General features: G+C 59.4%; 15 protein-coding genes. 12 read left to right on the top strand and 3 right to left on the bottom strand.

What is annotated here, in order from left to right:
- Position 1: 1 nt before the first annotated feature.
- Together betT and epsC are read right to left on the bottom strand one after the other, a co-directional pair.
- Positions 2 to 1,957: a choline transporter BetT gene (gene betT, locus FBY04_RS00080; RefSeq protein ID WP_178118246.1), complete on the bottom strand. Its 1,956-nt coding sequence runs from the start codon at positions 1,955 to 1,957 to the stop codon at positions 2 to 4.
- A 424-nt stretch (positions 1,958 to 2,381) separates the two neighbouring features.
- On the bottom strand, positions 2,382 to 3,308 hold the full coding sequence (gene epsC, locus FBY04_RS00075) for a serine O-acetyltransferase EpsC (protein ID WP_084318300.1): 927 nt from the start codon (positions 3,306 to 3,308) through the stop codon (positions 2,382 to 2,384).
- Between the two features lie 193 nt (positions 3,309 to 3,501).
- Between epsC and FBY04_RS00070 the strand changes: the two genes are divergently transcribed.
- From FBY04_RS00070 to FBY04_RS00015, 11 genes are all read left to right on the top strand, one after another.
- On the top strand, positions 3,502 to 4,494 hold the full coding sequence (locus FBY04_RS00070; protein ID WP_145314117.1) for a D-cysteine desulfhydrase: 993 nt from the start codon (positions 3,502 to 3,504) through the stop codon (positions 4,492 to 4,494).
- 313 nt (positions 4,495 to 4,807) lie between these two features.
- Entirely contained in the window at positions 4,808 to 5,602 is a 795-nt protein-coding gene (gene tcyJ / locus FBY04_RS00065; protein ID WP_084318302.1) for a cystine ABC transporter substrate-binding protein, read from the top strand.
- The gene (gene tcyL, locus FBY04_RS00060) at positions 5,602 to 6,267 is read left to right on the top strand and encodes a cystine ABC transporter permease (protein WP_084318303.1); all 666 of its coding nucleotides are present in this window, start codon (positions 5,602 to 5,604) and stop codon (positions 6,265 to 6,267) included. Before tcyJ ends, tcyL begins: the two co-directional genes overlap by 1 nt.
- 4 nt (positions 6,268 to 6,271) lie before the next feature.
- Entirely contained in the window at positions 6,272 to 7,027 is a 756-nt protein-coding gene (gene tcyN, locus FBY04_RS00055; protein WP_084318304.1) for an L-cystine ABC transporter ATP-binding protein TcyN, read from the top strand.
- 467 nt (positions 7,028 to 7,494) lie between these two features.
- On the top strand, positions 7,495 to 8,244 hold the full coding sequence (locus FBY04_RS00050; RefSeq protein ID WP_145314115.1) for a hypothetical protein: 750 nt from the start codon (positions 7,495 to 7,497) through the stop codon (positions 8,242 to 8,244).
- A gap of 399 nt (positions 8,245 to 8,643) precedes the next feature.
- On the top strand, positions 8,644 to 9,885 hold the full coding sequence (locus FBY04_RS00040) for an SfnB family sulfur acquisition oxidoreductase (RefSeq protein WP_084318307.1): 1,242 nt from the start codon (positions 8,644 to 8,646) through the stop codon (positions 9,883 to 9,885).
- Positions 9,886 to 9,908: 23 nt separating this feature from the next.
- Complete coding sequence (locus FBY04_RS00035; protein ID WP_145314111.1) at positions 9,909 to 11,102, top strand: SfnB family sulfur acquisition oxidoreductase; 1,194 nt, start codon at positions 9,909 to 9,911, stop codon at positions 11,100 to 11,102.
- Positions 11,102 to 12,454: an LLM class flavin-dependent oxidoreductase gene (locus FBY04_RS00030; protein WP_145314109.1), complete on the top strand. Its 1,353-nt coding sequence runs from the start codon at positions 11,102 to 11,104 to the stop codon at positions 12,452 to 12,454. Before FBY04_RS00035 ends, FBY04_RS00030 begins: the two co-directional genes overlap by 1 nt.
- A gap of 297 nt (positions 12,455 to 12,751) precedes the next feature.
- Positions 12,752 to 13,561 (top strand): MetQ/NlpA family ABC transporter substrate-binding protein, encoded by an 810-nt coding sequence (locus FBY04_RS00025; protein ID WP_145314107.1) that lies wholly within the window; start codon positions 12,752 to 12,754, stop codon positions 13,559 to 13,561.
- 2 nt (positions 13,562 to 13,563) lie between these two features.
- Positions 13,564 to 14,685 carry a methionine ABC transporter ATP-binding protein gene (locus FBY04_RS00020; RefSeq protein WP_145314105.1) on the top strand — a complete coding sequence of 374 codons (1,122 nt, stop codon included), beginning with the start codon at positions 13,564 to 13,566 and terminating at the stop codon, positions 14,683 to 14,685.
- Positions 14,675 to 15,319: a methionine ABC transporter permease gene (locus FBY04_RS00015; RefSeq protein ID WP_145314103.1), complete on the top strand. Its 645-nt coding sequence runs from the start codon at positions 14,675 to 14,677 to the stop codon at positions 15,317 to 15,319. The genes FBY04_RS00020 and FBY04_RS00015 overlap by 11 nt, the downstream gene beginning before the upstream one ends.
- Positions 15,320 to 15,364: 45 nt before the next feature.
- Here the strand turns inward: FBY04_RS00015 and FBY04_RS00010 are convergent, their stop codons facing one another.
- Entirely contained in the window at positions 15,365 to 18,241 is a 2,877-nt protein-coding gene (locus FBY04_RS00010; RefSeq protein WP_256666695.1) for an RHS repeat domain-containing protein, read from the bottom strand.
- A 341-nt stretch (positions 18,242 to 18,582) separates the two neighbouring features.
- Here FBY04_RS00010 and FBY04_RS00005 point away from each other — a divergent pair.
- Positions 18,583 to 18,899, top strand: a 317-nt coding sequence (locus FBY04_RS00005) for a transposase (RefSeq protein WP_145314101.1), incomplete at its 3' end; no start/stop codon positions are given.

The following is an 18,899-nucleotide window of genomic DNA, read 5'->3' as shown; positions in this document are numbered from 1 at the left end:
TTCAACGCACCAGATGCAAAAATTGCATGTGCCGCTCGTACTGATCGAGGATGTCGTTGATGACCTGCTCCTTGGTATAACCCACCAGATCGTAGTCCTGACTGCCCTCGCTCAAATGCACTTCGGCCCGATAATAACGACGATTGTTGAGCTCCTTGGAACCCATGCCGCCACGGGCGAAGGACGGCGTGAAGTAGCCACGCATCTGCACCTGATAAATGAACGGATGCTGTTCGCCGTGACCGATTTCGAGGCTGACGCTGTCGTTCGCCGGGTCGGGCTGCGTGACCACATTCAAACCCTTTTCGACGAACACCGCCGTCACCTCTTCAATCGCCGGGCGCACCGTCGTATCGAGGAAGCGATAGACCTCATCCCTTGACGGGAAATGCACCGCCTGACTCAAGCGCTGACGCCATCCGCCACGCCGGGAACCGGAGACCGGTGCCAAGGAATGCAGCTGCGCGATCTGCTTCTGCGACTCCAGATAAAACGCCTTGTGCAGCCCCCACATCATCAACAACAGAATCAGCGAGAACGGCAGCGAGGTCAGCACCACCGCCGACTTCAGCGCGTCGATGCTGCCGGAGAACAGCAGCGCACTGGTCACCAGCGCCGTCATCGCGCCCCAGAACACCCGCAGCCATTTCGGCCCGTCTTCATCCGGGTTGCCGCCCTTGGCCGAGAGCGTCGACAGCACCACGGTGCCGGAATCGGCGGAGGTGACGAAGAACACGAAGCTGATGAACACCGTGACCGCGATGACGGTTTTGCTCCATGGATAGGTTTCCAGCAGCAAGTACAGGGTCATCGACGGGTTGTCGATGGCCGACATGCCGAGCGCACTCATGCCGTGGTTGAGCACCTGGTCGATGGCACTGTTGCCGAAGATCGACATCCACGCCAGGGTGAAACCGAGCGGGATCAACAGCACGCCAAAGACAAATTCGCGGATGGTCCGGCCCCGGGAAATCCGTGCGATGAACAGGCCCACGAACGGCGACCACGCGATCCACCAGGCCCAGTAGAACACCGTCCAGCCGCCCAGCCAGTCGCTGGGTTTGTCGTAGGCGTAGAGGTCGAAACTTTTCATCGGCAACGCGCCGAGGTAGTCGCCGATGTTCTGGATCAGGGTGTTAAGCAAATGCTGCGTGGGCCCGGCGAACAACACGAACAGCAGCAGTGCACAGGCCAGCAGCATGTTGATGTCGGACATGACCCGCACGCCTTTATCGACGCCGGACACCGCGACGATGATCGCCGCGCCCATCATCAGCGTGATCAGGCCGACCTGAATCCACTGGGTGTGGGCGATGCCGAACAGGTAGTCCAGACCCGAATTGAGGTGCAACACGCCGAAGCCCATGTCGGCACCGAGGCCGAACACCGTGGCGATGATGCCAAAGCCGTCCACGGCGTAACCGATCGGGCCGTTGATGCGCTTGCCAATCAGCGGATAGAGCGCCGATCGCAGGGCCAGCGGCAGGTTGTGACGGTAGGCAAAGTAGGCCAACGCCATGCCGACGAAAGCAAACACGCCCCAGCCGTGCAGGCCCCAGTGCAGAAACAGAATCTGCATCGCCTGGCGCGCCGCATCCGCCGTTCCGGCCTCGCCTTGCGGCGGTTGCGACAAGTGGGTCAGCGGCTCTGACACGCAAAAGAAAAACAGCGTGATGCTGATCCCCGCAGCGAACAGCATGCCGGCCCAGGACAGGTAACTGAATTCGGGCTCGTCGTGGTCGACACCGAGCTTGATCTTGCCGTAGCCGGACAAGGCGGTGACCACCACGAAGACCAGATACAGGGTCATCGCGAGCATGTAATACCAGCCGACCGTATTGGCCGCCCAGTTTTGCGCTTGCAGAAGCCACGCGCCGGCCTGTTCAGGCATGGCAATGACGACAATGCCGAAGAGCAGAATGAAGGTCGCCGCGAAGTAGAACACCGGCGGATTCATGCGGACCTGGCCGCTGGCGGGGGTGGACGGTGCACTCATGAAAGATGCGCCTCAAGGGGGTGAAACCGGGCAATCAATAACGGACTCGGCAAGGGCAAGCCTCCTGTTGTGAGCGGGCAGCAAACCGGCGGTTTAACTTGAATGAGCGTTCAAGTTAAACATGAATAGGGTGCTAAGGACTAATCGCAGGGCTCGGCGGTACTGTTCGTACGCTAGCTCAAGGATGGGTATGACGCGGGGTTTGGGGGATTTGTTCAGCGGGGAAATGGGTGGATGCCGTTATCGCGGTTTGTCTTGAAACCGATCGCCAGCAAGCCGGCTCCTACAGGTTTTGTGTCGCTCACAAAATTATCGTTCGACACAAACTTTGTAGGAGCCGGCTTGCTGGCGATGGCGTCTGAAAGGCCGCTAAAGATCCAGGGCCTTACTTCTGCGTCCCATCATCATGCTGCAGATTCGCCTGCGTCAGGTTGCACCCCGCCGGCACACTGCGCGTCAGCCAGACGTTACCGCCAATGGTCGAGCCCTTGCCGATGGTGATCCGCCCCAGAATCGTCGCGCCGGCATAGATCACCACATCATCCTCGACAATCGGATGCCGCGGATGGCCCTTCTGCAACTGGCCGTCTTCGTCCGACGGGAAGCGCTTGGCGCCCAGGGTCACGGCCTGATAAATCCGCACGCGCTCGCCGATGATCGCCGTCTCGCCGATTACCACGCCCGTCCCGTGATCGATGAAGAAGCTGCGGCCGATTTGCGCGCCGGGGTGGATGTCGATACCGGTCGCCGAGTGAGCGATTTCTGCACTGATCCGCGCCAGCAGCGGCAGTCCGGCGCGGTACAAATGATGCGCGAGGCGATGGTGAATCACCGCCAGAATCCCCGGATAGCACAGCAACACTTCATCGACGCTGCGGGCCGCCGGGTCACCGTGATAGGCCGCCAGCACGTCAGTGTCCAGCAAGCTGCGCAGCCCCGGCAGGGCGAGGGCGAAGTCCTGAATGATCTGGATCGTTTTGGCTTCGACTTCAGTGTCGGCCGAGGCGCTGTGGCGGGCGGCGTAACGCAGTTCAAGTCGTGCCTGCCCCAGCAACGCGTTCAGCGCAACGTCCAGCGTGTGGCCGACGTAGAAATCTTCACTCTCTTCGCGCAGGTCCACCGGGCCGAGGCGCATCGGGAACAACGCACCGCACAGCGCTTCAAGAATCTCTGCCATGGCCGCTCGGGAGGGCAATTCGCGACCGCCCTGCTCGCCACTGGCGCGGCCGTTTTGGGCTCGCCACTGGTCGCGCGCCGTGCGCAGCTGGCTGACGATGGTCTGCAATTGCCAATGGCTGGAACGCTCGCTCACGGTAAAAAACTCCACATGGGCGGCCGGACTGTCTGGCCGCACTGACGGCGATTACTTTACGGCAAGGTCTGGAAGCCGAATTAAGAACCGATTGTGCTGTGCTCAGCACGTTTGGCTATAAGTCACCTTGCCGGTTGCCCACACTTATAGCCGTGCCTATAGTCCTGACATCTTCCACCGCCAGTACGGACCCATGATCAAACAACAGCTCGCCCGTTTCGACCGCCTCGATCTACTCAGCCACCCGACCCCTCTGGAAAAACTCGAACGCCTGTCGGCCTGGCTCGGCCGCGACGTGTACGTCAAACGCGATGACCTGACACCGCTGGCGATGGGCGGCAACAAGCTGCGCAAACTCGAATACCTGGCCGCCGATGCGCTGGCCCAGGGTGCGGACACGCTGATCACCGCTGGCGCGCTGCAATCCAACCACGTGCGCCAGACCGCTGCTCTCGCGGCGAAACTGGGGCTGGGCTGCGTGGCACTGCTGGAAAATCCTTTGAGCACCGACGACGCCAACTATGTCGGCAACGGCAATCGGCTGTTGCTCGACCTGTTCGATACCAAGGTCGAGTTGGTGGAAAACCTCGACAACGCTGACGAGCAACTGGAAGCCTTGGCCTCACGCCTGCGCAGCAACGGCAAAAAGCCGTATCTGGTGCCGATTGGCGGCTCGAACGCGTTGGGCGCTTTGGGTTATGTGCGCGCCGGGCTGGAACTGGCCGAGCAGATCAAGGACACCGGCCTGACGTTCGCTGCGGTGGTGTTGGCCTCCGGCAGCGCCGGAACCCACAGCGGCCTGGCACTCGCGTTGAGCGAAGTACTGCCGGATTTGCCAGTGATTGGCGTGACGGTGTCGCGCAGCGATGAAGATCAGCGGCCCAAGGTCCAGGGCCTGTCCGAGCGTACCGCGGCCTTGTTGGACGTGCGCCTGCCGACCAGTTTCAAGGTCGAGTTGTGGGACGAATATTTCGGCCCGCGTTATGGCGAGCCGAATGCCGGGACGCTGGCGGCGGTGAAGCTGGTGGCGAGTCAGGAAGGATTGCTGCTGGACCCGGTATACACCGGCAAGGCCATGGCCGGGTTGCTCGACGGGATTGGTCGTCAGCGGTTTGATGAAGGGCCGATCATCTTCCTGCACACCGGCGGGGCGCCGGCGTTGTTTGCCTACAAATCGGCTTTTTAAGAGCGTTTTGCGCTCTATCGCCAGCAAGCCGGCTCCTACGGGGTTCGCGTCGAACGAAGGTTTATGCACGACACAAACCCTGTAGGAGCCGGCTTGCTGGCGATAGCGGTCTACTGGCGATATATGCAATTAAAGAATAACAAATAGAATATTTATTATTTTCCTATCTAAAAGCACCGTCATATAGTCTCGCCGCAGGCGAATTTGCAGCGAGACGCATACGCTGCTTTAGGGCAGGATATTGCAGTCGTCCAAATCCCGATTTTGCCAACATTCCTAAAAGCGTTCTCATAAGAAAACACAGGGGCTTGTCATGAATTTTTCCGCATTACGTCGAAATCTGCTGGTCGGTTCGCTGGGCCTGGCGCTGAGCGCCGGCCTGCTGGGGCAAGCGGTTGCCGGTGAGCAGCTGCAAAAAATCAAGGACGCGGGCGTGATCAACGTCGGTCTGGAAGGCACTTACCCACCGTTCAGCTTCGTTGACGCCGACGGCAAACTGGCCGGTTTCGAAGTCGAGTTCTCCGAAGCCCTGGCCAAAGAGCTGGGCGTGAAGGTCAAACTGCAACCAACCAAATGGGACGGCATCCTCGCGGCGCTGGAATCCAAGCGTCTGGACGCGGTGATCAACCAGGTGACCATCTCCGAAGAGCGCAAGAAGAAGTACGACTTCTCCGAGCCGTACACCATTTCCGGGATTCAGGCGCTGGTTCTGGAAAAGAACAAAGACACCATCAAGACCGCCGCCGATCTGGCTGGCAAGAAAGTCGGTGTAGGCCTGGGCACCAACTACGAACAATGGCTCAAGGACAATCAGCCTAAAGCCATTATCAAGACCTATGACGATGATCCGACCAAGTTCCAGGATCTGCGCGTCGGCCGCATCGACGCCATTCTGATCGACCGCCTCGCCGCACTGGAATACGCCAGGAAGGCCAAGGACACTGTCGCCGCCGGCGAAGCGTTCTCCCGTCAGGAAGCCGGTATTGCCCTGCGCAAAGGCGAGCCTGAGTTGCTGGCTGCGGTGAACAAAGCCATCGACAAGCTGCGGGCTGACGGTACGCTGAAAAAGCTTTCGGAAAAGTACTTCAGCGCTGACGTCACTAAATAATGGAAGAAGCTTTCCAACTCGCACTGGACTCCCTGCCCTTCCTGCTCAAGGGGGCCTACTTCACGGTCATCTTGAGCCTGGGCGGGATGTTCTTCGGCCTCATGCTGGGCTTCGGCCTGGCACTGATGCGTCTGTCGCGCTTCAAGCTGGTGAGCTGGATCGCCCGCATCTACGTGTCGTTCTTTCGCGGCACGCCGTTGCTGGTGCAACTGTTCGTGATCTATTACGGCTTGCCGCAATTGGGCATGGAACTCGATCCGCTGCCGGCGGCCCTGATCGGCTTCTCGCTGAACATGGCCGCTTACGCCTGTGAAATCCTGCGTTCCGCGATCAGCTCCATCGAGCGCGGTCAGTGGGAAGCTGCCGCCAGCATCGGCATGACCCGTGCGCAGACACTGCGCCGGGCCATCATCCCGCAAGCAATGCGCACCGCATTGCCGCCGCTGGGCAACAGCTTCATTTCGCTGGTCAAGGACACCGCGCTGGCCGCCACCATCCAGGTGCCGGAGCTGTTCCGCCAGGCGCAGCTGATCACGGCACGCACCTTTGAAGTGTTCACCATGTACCTTGCCGCCGCGCTGATCTACTGGATTCTGGCCACGGTGCTTTCGCACCTGCAGAACAAGTTGGAAGAGCGGGTCAATCGGCACGACCAGGAGTCCTGACCCCATGATTGTCGTGGAAAAACTGACAAAGCAGTTCAAGGGTCAAGTCGTGCTCAACGGCATCGATCTGCAAGTGAAGGAAGGCGAGGTCGTCGCGATCATCGGGCCTAGCGGTTCGGGCAAAACCACGTTCCTGAGGTGCCTGAATTTTCTCGAAGAACCCACCAGCGGCCGGATCAAGGTCGGCGACATCGAAATCGATGGCAGCCGTCCGTTGAACCAGCAGCAGAGCCTGGTGCGACGCTTGCGTCAGCACGTTGGCTTCGTGTTCCAGAACTTCAACCTGTTCCCCCATCGCACCGCCCTGGAAAACGTCATCGAAGGCCCGATCATCGTGAAGAAGATCCCGCACGCCGACGCCGTTGCCCTGGGTAAAAAACTGTTGGCCAGGGTTGGCCTGGCGGGCAAGGAAGACGCTTACCCGCGACGCCTCTCCGGCGGACAGCAACAGCGTGTGGCGATTGCCCGCGCGCTGGCGATGGAGCCGGAAGTGATTCTGTTCGATGAACCCACCTCAGCGCTCGATCCGGAGCTGGTGGGTGAAGTGCTGGCGACCATCCGCAGCCTGGCCGAAGAGAAGCGCACCATGGTCATCGTGACTCACGAAATGGGTTTTGCACGTGACGTGGCCAACCGCGTGGTGTTTTTCGACAAGGGTGTGATCGTCGAGCAAGGCGAAGCCAAGGCGCTGTTTGCCAATCCTAAAGAAGAACGCACAAAACAGTTCCTCAGCAAGTTTCTGAACAATGCTCACAACTGAGCTGCAATAACAAAGTTCTAACTTCCATGGATGGAAGTCACATTGCACCTTCATATACCCCCTCAAACATTCTCAAATAATTTATCCATTTTTCGATATCGTGTGCGGTACATATATATGTCCTGCTGCAGATTAACCTCGCCTAAAATCCTCGAGAAATTCAACCACTGCCATGCGTATAGCCTGCTCCCACGGCATCTGAAACCCGTGATTTCAGTGGTCATGTTCGACAGCACGATGCAGTTTCCTGACCTGAAAGCGTAGGAGCTTTCTGAATAACATCAGATGCATTATTTAACTAACTCATGCTATTGACAGTTATTCCTGCGCACTCTTATCTAGTCTCCAGCCGATGTAAGCATTCACGACCCATCCTTGTTTTCATACGAAAGTAATGAGCCGTCTGTTGCTCGGCCATTCAGCTCTTTCAGAAACGGACTTCGCTGCAAGACTTCAAGGAGAACCCCATGAAAAACACTTCGAACAAACCCGGACTTGCGGCGCCGACCGTGGCGCAATCACACAAGAGCGGCATCGACATCACCTCGGCAGCTCATCTGCTGATCGACGTCGCACCTTACCCCGGCATGGATGAAGGCGACTTGATCGAGCTGTTCTGGGACAACTGCTACGTGGCCTCCAGGGTGCTGAATACCCAGGACGTCGGTAAAGCGATCAGTCTGCGAGTGCCGGAAAGCTTCATCGCCAATGGCTCCTCGCGCATTCACTATCGGCTCATGCAGGTCGGCCATGGGCCTGCGCTGTCGTCGGCAACCCGTGTCCAGGTCAAGCTCGACTGCCCCGGCGGCCCACCACCTGCACTGTGTGGTGACGAAAACCAGCGTCTTGCACCGGTGAGCCTTCCCGAAACCATCCGCCGTCAGGGCGTTAACCCGAACCAGATCAAGCGCGGCGTTCCCTTGACCATCGAGCCGTACCTGAACATGGCCGCCGACGATGAAATCACCCTGCGTTGGGGCGATGTGCGCATGGACTTGCCACGGCTCAAGGCGAGCGACGTGGGCAAGCCGATTCAGGTCTGGGTGCCGCCAGCGATCATTCTCGAAGCAGGCGAAGACCTGCGGCTGGAAGTGACCTACTGCATCCTCGACCGAGTGGGTAACAACTCCCGCTGGGCACCGGCGCGGATGCTGAAGATTGGTTGTGCCAATCCGTACCTCAGGATGCCGCCGAAAGGAATGGCTCATGGCTGTTGAAGGAAAGCCAACGCCGCCGTTCTTACTGTAGGAGTGAGCTTGCTCGCGATGGACGTCAACGATGACGCTGGCCACCTGAATGAACACGTTGCCTACACGTTTTTCGCGAGCAAGCTCGCTCCTACAGAATCCGAACGCGGGCTGTGTCTGTTGCTACAAAAACAAAGTGTTGCGCTGTGTACAGTTGCTCACGACACACTTCTATCCATATTCCTAAAAGTTAGTTTATTAATTTTTTATACACGCTTAGGGTATATGAACCGGACCACCGGACATTCTTGTTTTTACTTCGCTGCAACCATCGCAGCGTTCCATGAGATGTGAGGTAGGTATGGTCCGGAACACAATCACCCCAGTGCAGATCGCCAGGGCATTGCGTGCAGCCAAGGAGCGGCACTGATGTCCAGTCTTGCAGAAGCAACCCTCCAGAGTGATCTGGACATCGCTCCCCTGTTGTTGCCCGCGCAGGTCTTGCGCAACGACGCTCAAGCCATCAAGGCAGCCCATGAACTGGCGCACGCTGCCCGCCTGCAAGCAGCCAAACGTGACCAGCAGCGCAAGTTGCCATGGTCGGAAATCGAACAGTTCACCCGCAGCGGCTTGGGCAGCATCGCCATCCCGCGCGAATACGGTGGCCCGCAGGTTTCGTTCGTCACCCTGGCCGAGGTGTTCGCGATCATTTCCGCGGCCGACCCGGCATTGGGACAGATCCCGCAGAACCAGTTCGGCATTCTCAACCTGGTGCTCGGCAGCGCCACCGAAGCGCAGAAAAAGCAGCTGTTCAAAAGCGTGCTCGAAGGCTGGCGCATCGGCAATGCCGGGCCGGAACGCGGGACCAAAAACACCCTTGAACTCAAGGCACGGATCACCGCCGACGGCGACGGTTTTGTCATCAGCGGGCAGAAGTTCTATTCCACTGGCGCTCTGTTCGCCCACTGGGTTGCGGTCAAGGCGCTGAACGACGACGGCAAGCAAGTGCTGGCCTTTGTCCGTCGTGGCACGCCAGGTTTGCGCATCGTCGATGACTGGTCCGGTTTCGGCCAGCGCACCACCGCCAGCGGCACCATTTTGCTCAACAACGTGCGGGTCGACGCCGAGCTGGTGGTGGATAACTGGAAGATCAACGACAAGCCGAATATCCAGGGTGCCGTCTCGCAATTGATTCAAGCGGCCATCGACGCCGGCATCGCCCGCGGCGCCATCGACGACGCCATCGAATTCGTGAAAACCCGCGCACGGCCGTGGATCGACGCCAAGGTCGAACGCGCCAGCGATGATCTGTATGTGATTGCGGATATCGGCAAACTGAAAATCGAACTGCACGCCGCCGAAGCGCTGCTGCGCAAGGCCGGGCGAGTGCTTGACCAGGTCAACGCTGCGCCGCTCACCGCCGACTCCGCTGCGCGAGCTTCGATTGCCGTGGCCGAAGCCAAGGTGCTGACCACCGAGATTTCGTTGCTGGCCAGCGAAAAACTTTTCGAACTGGCCGGCAGCCGCGCCACCCTCGCCGAATTCAACCTCGACCGCCACTGGCGCAACGCCCGCGTGCACACCCTGCACGACCCGGTGCGCTGGAAGTATCACGCCGTGGGCGCTTACCACTTGAACGGCACGTTGCCGGCTCGCCATTCCTGGATCTGACGACCAGACATCTGGAGAAACCTATGACTCTTTCTCACCACGTCGCGGTCATCACCAGCGATGAGCAAGCCCTGATTGTCGCCACTGATCTGGCTGAAGATTTCAAACGCGACAGCGCCCTGCGCGACCGCGAACGCCGTTTGCCGCACCCCGAACTGGAAGTGTTTTCCCGCTCGGGCCTGTGGGGCATCAGCGTGCCGAAGGAGTACGGCGGCGCTGGCGTTTCCAACGTCACGCTGGCCAGGGTGATCGCCTTGATCGCCCAGGCTGACGGCTCCCTCGGACAAATTCCGCAGAACCATTTTTATGCCCTCGAAGTGCTGCGAGTGAATGGCAGCGAAGAGCAGAAAAAACGCCTCTACGCGGAAGTGCTGGCCGGCCAGCGCTTCGGCAATGCGCTCGCTGAACTCGGTACCAAAACCGCTCACGACCGCGTCACCAGCCTGACCCGCGATGGCGACGGCTATCGCATCAATGGCCGCAAGTTCTACGCCACGGGAGCGATCTACGCACAACGCATCCCGACGTCGGTAGTGGATGAAAACGGTGTACAGCAACTGGCGTTCGTCCCGCGCGACAGCAAAGGCCTGACCGTCATCGATGACTGGAGCGGGTTCGGCCAGCGCACCACCGGCAGCGGTTCGGTGGTCTTCGAAGACGTCTACGTCGCCGCCGAAGACGTGATCCCGTTTCAAAGCGCTTTCGAACGCCCGACGACCGTCGGCCCGTTGGCGCAGATTCTTCACGCCGCCATCGACACCGGCATCGCCCGCGCCGCCTATGAAGATGCACTGCATTTTGTGCGCACCAAAACCCGGCCATGGATCGACGCCACTCATGAAAAAGCCACCGACGATCCGCTGACCATCAAGAGCTTCGGCCATCTGAGCATCCGCCTGCACGCCGCCGAAGCCTTATTGGAGCGCTCAGGTGAATACCTCGACAAGGCCCAGGCCGAGACCAACGCCGAGACTGTCGCCGCTGCGTCGATCGCCGTTGCCGAAGCCCGCGCCATCAGCACCGAAATCTCCCTCGCCGCTGGCTGCACGCTGTTCGAACTGGCCGGCAGCCAGGCAACCCTGATCGAACACGGACTGGATCGCCACTGGCGAAACGCTCGGGTTCATACGCTGCACGACCCGGTGCGCTGGAAGTATCACGCCGTGGGCAACTACTACCTCAACGATGAAAACCCGCCGTTGCGGGGGACCATCTGATGAGTAAGAAGAAGATCCTGCTCAACGCGTTCAACATGAACTGCATCGGGCACATCAACCATGGCTTGTGGACGCATCCACGGGACACCTCGACCCAATACAAAACCATCGAATATTGGACCGAACTGGCGCAGTTGCTGGAGCGTGGACTGTTCGACGGGCTGTTCATCGCGGACATCGTCGGCGTGTACGACGTCTACCAGAACTCAGTGGACGTGCCGCTGAAAGAGTCGATCCAGTTGCCGGTGAACGACCCGCTGCTGCTGGTCTCGGCGATGGCCGCCGTCACCAAGAACCTTGGTTTCGGACTGACCGCCAACCTGACTTACGAACCGCCCTATCTGTTCGCCCGACGCATGTCGACGCTCGATTACCTGAGTCGCGGTCGGGTCGGCTGGAACATCGTCACCGGTTATCTCGACAGCGCCGCCAAGGCCATGGGCCTGAGCGAACAGGTCGAACACGACCGTCGTTACGACCAGGCGGATGAATACCTCGAAGTGCTCTACAAACTCTGGGAAGGCAGTTGGGAAAACGGCGCGGTGCTCAACGATCCGCAACAACGGATCTATGCGCAGCCAAACAAAGTGCACAAGGTCGAGCACAAGGGTGAGTTCTATCAGGTCGAGGGTTATCACCTCTGCGAACCGTCGCCGCAGCGCACGCCGGTGCTGTTCCAGGCCGGCAGCTCGGATCGCGGTTTGCTGTTCGCCGGGCGCCACGCGGAGTGTGTGTTCATCAGCGGTCAGAACAAACCATCGACCAGGGTTCAGGTGGACAAGGTCCGCGCCAGCGCCGTCGAGGCCGGGCGCAATCCTGAGGACATCAAGGTGTTCATGGGGTTGAACGTGATCGTCGGCGCCACCGAAGAACTGGCCTGGGCCAAGCACGCCGAGTACCTGAGCTACGCCAGTGCCGAGGCCGGCGTGGCGCATTTTTCGGCGTCGACCGGGATCGATTTTTCCGAGTACGAAATCGACGAGCCGATCCAGTACGTGAAGAGCAACGCGATTCAGTCGGCCACCAAAAACCTGCAAAACAACGACTGGACCCGCCGCAAATTGCTCGAGCAACACGCCCTCGGCGGTCGCTACATCACCGTGGTCGGCTCGCCGGAACAAGTGGCCGATGAGCTGGAATCGTGGATCGCCGAAACCGGGCTGGATGGCTTCAACCTGACGCGGATTGTCACACCGGAAAGCTATGTGGATTTCATCGAGCTGGTGATTCCGGAGTTGCAGCGACGCGGGTCGTACAAGACCGGTTATGACAATGGCAGCCTGCGGGAAAAACTGTTTCACGCAGAGGCGCATTTGCCTGAGCAACACACCGGATCTGCTTACCGACGCTAAAAGCATCGCCAGCAAGCCGGCTCCTACAAGGACACCGCGATCCCCTGCAGAAGCCGCTAAAAGCATCGCCAGCAGGCCGGCTCCACAAGGAGAACGCGATCCCCTGCAGAAGCCGCTAAAAGCATCGCCAGCAGGCCGGCTTCACAAGGAGAACGCGACCCCCTGTAGGAGCCGCTAAAAGCATCGCCAGCAGGCCGGCTCCTACAAGGACACCGCGACCCCCTGTAGGAGCCGGCTTGCTGGCGATGAGGCCCGCACCAACAACACACATTTAATGCCCTGACTGGAAAACTCACTATGAAAAAGAACGACCTCTCTCGCCCAGTCAAAGCACTGGCCCTGGCCCTCGGCCTCTTCAGCTCCATCACCTTCGCCGCCGACGCGCCGCTGAAAGTCGGCACCACGGCCGCGTTCGCCATCCCCCTGGAAGCCGCCGTCGAAGAAGCCAATAAACAAGACCTCAAGGTCGAACTCGTCGAGTTCACCGACTGGATCGCCCCCAACGTCAGTCTCGCCGCCGGCGACATCGACGTGAACTACTTCCAGCACATCCCGTTCCTGGAGAATGCCAAGGCCGCCTCCGGTTTTGACCTGGTGCCGTTCGCGCCGGGGATCATCAACAACGTCGGCCTCTACTCGAAAAAATACAAAAGCTTCGACGAGCTGCCGGAAGGCGCCAGCGTGGCCATCGCCAACGACCCGATCAACAGCGGTCGCGGCCTGCAACTGCTGGCCAAGGCCGGGCTGATCACGCTCAAACCGGGCGTCGGCTACAAGGCCACCGAAGAAGACATCATCGCCAACCCGAAGAAAATCAAAATCCTTCAGGTCGAAGCCGTGCAACTGGTGCGCGCCTACGATGATGCCGATCTGGTTCAGGGCTACCCGGCGTACATTCGCTTGTCGAAAACCTTCGATGCCGGCTCGGCCCTGCTGTTCGATGGCCTAGACCACAAGGAATACGTGATCCAGTTCGTGATCCAGCCAAAAAGCAAAACCGACCCGCGCCTGATCAAATTCGTCGACATCTACCAGCATTCACCAGCCGTTCGGGCAGCCTTGGACAAGGCTCACGGCAAGCTCTACCAAGCCGGTTGGGAAAGCTGAGAATGACGGCCGCGATCCAACGGCGACTGGAGATTCCAGAGCCTCAAAAAGCCGAACAGACTGAACTGCACCCCGACCTGAACCGCGCTCACGTGCGCTTCATCGGTCTGGGCAAAACCTACAACGGCCAGCAAGGTCCGGTCGCCGCGCTGCACGGCATCGACCTGGCGATCCAGCGCGGTGAAGTGTTCGGCATCATCGGCCGCAGCGGCGCCGGCAAGTCGTCGCTGATCCGCACCATCAACCGCCTCGAACAACCGAGCACGGGCCGCGTGCTGATCGATCAGGTGGACATCGGCGAGTTCGATGAAGACCGTCTGGTGGCCCTGCGTCGGCGCATTGGCATGATCTTTCAGCACTTCAACCTGATGTCGGCCAAGACCGTTTGGCAGAACGTCGAATTGCCGCTCAAAGTCGCCGGTGTGCCGAAGGAGAAACGCGAGCGCAAAGTTCGTGAGCTGCTGGAGCTGGTCGGCCTGCAAGAGAAGCACAAAGCCTACCCGGCGCAGTTGTCCGGCGGACAGAAACAGCGCGTCGGCATCGCCCGCGCGCTGGTGCACGACCCGGAGATTCTGCTGTGCGACGAGGCCACTTCGGCACTGGACCCGGAGACCACGCAATCGATCCTCGGCCTGCTGCGCGAGATCAATCAGCGCCTGGGTCTGACCATCGTGCTGATCACTCACGAGATGGCGGTGATCCGCGACATCTGCGACCGCGTCGTGGTGTTGGAGCATGGACGCATCGTCGAACAAGGCCCGGTCTGGGAAGTCTTCGGCAACCCGCAGCATGAGGTCAGCAAAACCTTGCTCGCGCCGCTGCAACACGCGTTGCCGCAGGAGCTGCAAAGTCGTCTCCAGGCGCAACCACAGTCGGCCGACGCCGCTGTGGTCCTGCGTTTGCAATTCACCGGCAGCGCCACGGACGAGCCGGATCTGGCAGCGCTGCTCGCCGCACTCGGTGGCCGTGTGCGTTTGCTGCAAGGCGGCGTGGAACGGATTCAGGGGCATGCGCTGGGGCAATTGCTGCTGGCGGTGGCCAGCTCGCCGCTCGGCGCCGAAGAACTGCGCCAGCGCGCCGGCAATTGGGCACAACAGGTGGAGGTGCTGGGTTATGTGGTTTGATCGCTTGATGCAAGGTTTCATCGACACGTTTCTGATGGTGGGCGTGTCGTCATTGATCGCGCTGCTGGCGGGTATTCCGATGGCGGTGATTCTGGTCACCAGCGACAAGGGCGGAATCTACGAAGCACCGGTGCTGAATCGCGTGTTGGGCGCCTTCGTGAACCTGTTCCGCTCGATTCCGTTTTTGATCTTGATGGTGGCGTTGATTCCGTTCACACGGTTGATCGTGGGCACCACTTACGGTGTCTGGGCCGCGGTAGTCCCGCTGACGATTGCGGCCACGCCGTTCTTTGCGCGCATCGCCGAAGTCAGTTTGCGAGAGGTGGATTTCGGTTTGATAGAGGCAGCGCAAGCGATGGGGTGCCGGCGTTGGCATATCGTCTGGCACGTACTGCTGCCAGAAGCGCTGCCGGGGATTGTCGGTGGTTTCACCATTACGCTGGTGACGATGATCAACTCATCGGCCATGGCCGGGGCGATTGGTGCTGGCGGGTTGGGGGACATTGCTTATCGGTATGGGTATCAGCGGTTTGATAGCCAGATCATGCTGACGGTGATTGTGTTGCTGGTGGTGTTGGTGGCGCTGATTCAGTTGGGTGGGGATCGGTTGGCGCGGGGGTTGAACAAACGGTGAGCAGGGGGCGGGCAGGAAGCCTGCGCGCCCATTGCTGCAACGAATCTAGTGAGGATTCCGCACGCCCTCGACTTTGTAGTTAAGCCCTCCCTGATGTCTGAGCATCAATCTGTACGCTCCACGCCCCCTACTTCCGGGCACTCCATTCAAGTCTGCAGACCACAACCCATCGCTATGGGGGTGCCAATTGACCGCGGATGTACGACCGGTGCGCAAATGGCCGATCGTCGACTCGAGGCTTTTACTGAGAGGATCAGTTTCGTCATTCAGGATCGTATCTACCACTTGTGTATCAATGTTCCATCGCAGATCGGGGGCGGGCTCCGCATTTAGACGTTGGGCCAAGCCTGAACCAGGCTGTGGAGTGCCGCGCCCCTTTCGTCGACCGGAAACAGACACCGAACTGCCTGGCTCAAATTGGCTCGCGCCGGTAGGGGCCGACGTGGTTGGCAAATTTTCTCTCGACGAATCTCGAAGTAACAGCGCGCTGTAGCCAAGTCGCTTTAATCCACGTTCGGGATTTTTATCCGAATTCAGGACCTGCCAAGCCTGATCAGACGTTGCTCCTGGACCTACGTATCCATAAGTTTGCCCTGCTTGAGTAGTGAAAAGCCTGACCGCTATGCCGTCTGAAGCATTGCGCCGCTCGTATGCGAAATCCGCAAACCTGCCGGTTTCGCCCTCAGTCAACTTGGCGTTCTCTGCGAGCTCGCGTGCGAGTCTTCTGATATCTTCGCCGAACTTTCTCTCCACCTCCTCTATTTTTCGAGCGCTGACCCCCGGTCTTGATTGCTGATGCTCGTGCCAACGCATGATTGCGAACAACGCACCACCCACCAAGGCTCCAGCTGACAACCCCGTTTGAGCACTCCCGCCTATCCCACCTAATCCGGCCCCGATCAGGGCGAGCAAGCCCATAATGATGACGCCTCCCAACATTCGGGTGCCCTGAACCTGCTCTCCCTCCAGCCCGTATCTATCAATGAAGTTAATCGGGTTATTGTTCACCATTGCATAAAGATTATGTCCATCCATATGGCCTGCGGGGTCCGAACATATCCAGCGTTGCAACCATGGTGCGTAATACCGATAACCATAGTAGTAAAGCCCCGTAGCATCGCGCTCTTTGCCCGAATAGCGAATGGTCTTGTACTTCGCCACTAACTCACTTTTACTGGCCCAGCACGCCGTTCCACCGAAGGCGTAATAGTGTTCCTGAGTCAGCACGCCTGCTTCGTGATCCAACTCCAACATGCTGGAGCCGAGGTGGTCACAGAGGCTGTAACGCCGTTGATCGGCATGCGCTCCTTCGGGCCAATGCAAGGCCCGAACACTGCAACGTCCCGCTTCGGCGCTGATGACGTGGTGCACCTTGCCATCGGCCTGTCGGTGGATTTCCAGGCTGGGGAGGTAACGGACTTCCGTGCGCAGAGTTAGGCCACTGGTCTGGCTGAAATACACTTTGCGCAGCCGATGGCCAGGGCGGTCGTAGGCGTAGCATTCGCAATCGTCGAGTTCGTCTGCGCGCTTCACCAGGGTCACCCGGCGCAACTGGTTGCGGATGTCCCAGGTCATGGCTTGGCCGCGCTGCAACTCCAGCTGATTGCCGCAGGCATCGAAGCCTGACTCGATGTCGGATTCTCCCGGCAGGGAACCATCGTCCCGCTGCGCCAGGCTTCGATTGCTGCGGGCGGAGGTGAACATCGAGAAACCTGCCGCGTCGCTGTGGTGGCGAGTGATCAGATTGCCCGCTGCATCGTATTCGAAACGTTGGGTGTATTTGCGCCGCTGATTCGGGTCCAGCGGTGTGGGCAGCAAGTCCGGTAACGCCGGTCCATGGCTGGGGTTGGCGACTTCCCAGCCGCTGGCCTCGACCAGTTGGTACAAGCTGTCATAGCGGTAACGGCTGATCGGTTCGATGCGCTGATTGTTGAACCAGGTAACGGCTTGGGCCTTGTCTTCCAGCTTGATGATGTTGCCCACCGGATCGTAGGTGTAGTTCAGATCCTGCAAGGGAGGTTGATTCCCGACCACCGCCACCAGCCTGATCAGCCAACCGTCATCGGCGCCGTACTCGGCTTGCGTTTTCACACCGTTGCCAGCGATTTCACTTTCGATCTGTTCGTGGGCGTTGTAGCGGATGTCGCTGACCAGGCATTGCGGTTGTTTGCCTTCTCCAGCCAGTAGGAGCCAGGTCTCACTCAGCCTGCCTGCCACGTCGTAGGCAAAGGTTCGGACATTACCCATGGCATCGGTCTGACGCTCGATCTCGCCCGTGGGAAAGAAGACGTGCCGCGTGACGAACGACTGATCTTCCAGCAACGCGTCCCGGGCCTCGAATTCACTTGGCCAGTCGGGTGTTTCAAGGTCAATCAGAAAGCATTGGCTTTCACTCAATTCCGCACCGGCCAAACCGTAGTCGGTGACGAAGCGGGTACTGGCCGGATTGTCATGGCGGATCAGCTTTGCGCATTGGTTATGCACGGCGAATGCTGGAGTAGAGCCACCATAGGTCAGTCGCTCGACCACGCGCGGTAGTGCGTCGTCGGCCTGTTCCGTGACGGTTATCGGGCGTTGCTGATCGTCATAGTCGATGCGACGCTGACTGCCTCTGGCGTCCCAGAACGAAAACAGCGAACCGGCCTGATTCAACAGGCTCAGTTGCCAACCGGCATCGACGCTGTCCGTCAGCAATGACTGGCCACTCAATCCACAAATTGTTGCCAGATTCGGCCTCGACGCAGATGCCCATAAACGGGGATCCGACGACGCAACCAAACGCCCCGCTGCGTCGAAGACTTGCCGGGTGATGCGTGACTCAATGTCGCTCTCGTCCGGGTGCCGGCAGTAGCCCACCTCGCGAATCGCCAGGGCGCGCGAATCAATAACCGACAACCTCGGTGTGTTTGGGTGAGCGTTCACGGTCTCGACGGTCCTTCGCTCGGGGTCGAGAAAAGACTGAGCCTTTTTTGGCTGGGCCGATACTGTAAGAAGTAACAGGTCGGCGGCTGTTAGATCGCCTTCGTCGGATCGCCGCCCGGAGCAAGCCCGCTTGTGTCTAGATCTAGGAATAAGCTCTGGGGTGAGAGGGGTGGATGGCAAGCTGTGAGTCCGCGGTGCTTGAAGCACGTGTGGGAGCCGAGCTGCCATCCACCTTTCCACTCTGGCCCATAAGCCCGAACAGTTGGACGAGCAGCCACTCGAAATCACAAGCGTGGGCAAAGCCAGAGCACTCTCACTCCTGAGTGTAAGAGGGTTTTGCCATGATTTCCTGGGTCGGCATCGATATCTCCAAATCAAACCTCGTTGTTTGGGTTCAACCAGACGGTGAAGGCTTTGAGCTTTCAAACACTTCAGAAGGCTGTGCTGAGCTTCTTCAGCGCTTGAGCCAGTACGAGGTGGGCCGGGTTTTGCTGGAGGCCACGGGAGGCTACGAGCGCAAGGTCATGGCCGCACTGCTAGGTGCCAGCTTCAATGTCCTCAGAATCAATCCTCGCCGGGCCAGGGCTTTCGCCGTGGCGATGGGCAAAAGTGCCAAGACCGATCTGATCGATGCCGCTGTGTTGGCCGATTTCGCCGA

Source organism: Pseudomonas sp. SJZ080 (genome assembly GCF_007828295.1).
Taxonomy (GTDB): Bacteria; Pseudomonadota; Gammaproteobacteria; order Pseudomonadales; family Pseudomonadaceae; genus Aquipseudomonas; species Aquipseudomonas migulae_A.
This window is presented reverse-complemented; position numbering and strand designations above follow the sequence as displayed.

Bases quoted from the DNA above. Each gene is read 5' to 3' on its own strand.
- FBY04_RS00020 (WP_145314105.1), top strand. From the start codon at position 13,564: ATGACGGCCGCGATCCAACGGCGACTGGAGATTCCAGAGCCTCAAAAA.
- FBY04_RS00035 (WP_145314111.1), top strand. From the start codon at position 9,909: ATGACTCTTTCTCACCACGTCGCGGTCATCACCAGCGATGAGCAAGCC.
- tcyL (WP_084318303.1), top strand. From the start codon at position 5,602: ATGGAAGAAGCTTTCCAACTCGCACTGGACTCCCTGCCCTTCCTGCTC.
- tcyN (WP_084318304.1), top strand. From the start codon at position 6,272: ATGATTGTCGTGGAAAAACTGACAAAGCAGTTCAAGGGTCAAGTCGTG.
- tcyJ (WP_084318302.1), top strand. From the start codon at position 4,808: ATGAATTTTTCCGCATTACGTCGAAATCTGCTGGTCGGTTCGCTGGGC.
- FBY04_RS00070 (WP_145314117.1), top strand. From the start codon at position 3,502: ATGATCAAACAACAGCTCGCCCGTTTCGACCGCCTCGATCTACTCAGC.
- FBY04_RS00050 (WP_145314115.1), top strand. From the start codon at position 7,495: ATGAAAAACACTTCGAACAAACCCGGACTTGCGGCGCCGACCGTGGCG.
- FBY04_RS00030 (WP_145314109.1), top strand. From the start codon at position 11,102: ATGAGTAAGAAGAAGATCCTGCTCAACGCGTTCAACATGAACTGCATC.
- FBY04_RS00015 (WP_145314103.1), top strand. From the start codon at position 14,675: ATGTGGTTTGATCGCTTGATGCAAGGTTTCATCGACACGTTTCTGATG.
- betT (WP_178118246.1), bottom strand. From the start codon at position 1,957: ATGAATCCGCCGGTGTTCTACTTCGCGGCGACCTTCATTCTGCTCTTC.
- FBY04_RS00025 (WP_145314107.1), top strand. From the start codon at position 12,752: ATGAAAAAGAACGACCTCTCTCGCCCAGTCAAAGCACTGGCCCTGGCC.
- FBY04_RS00040 (WP_084318307.1), top strand. From the start codon at position 8,644: ATGTCCAGTCTTGCAGAAGCAACCCTCCAGAGTGATCTGGACATCGCT.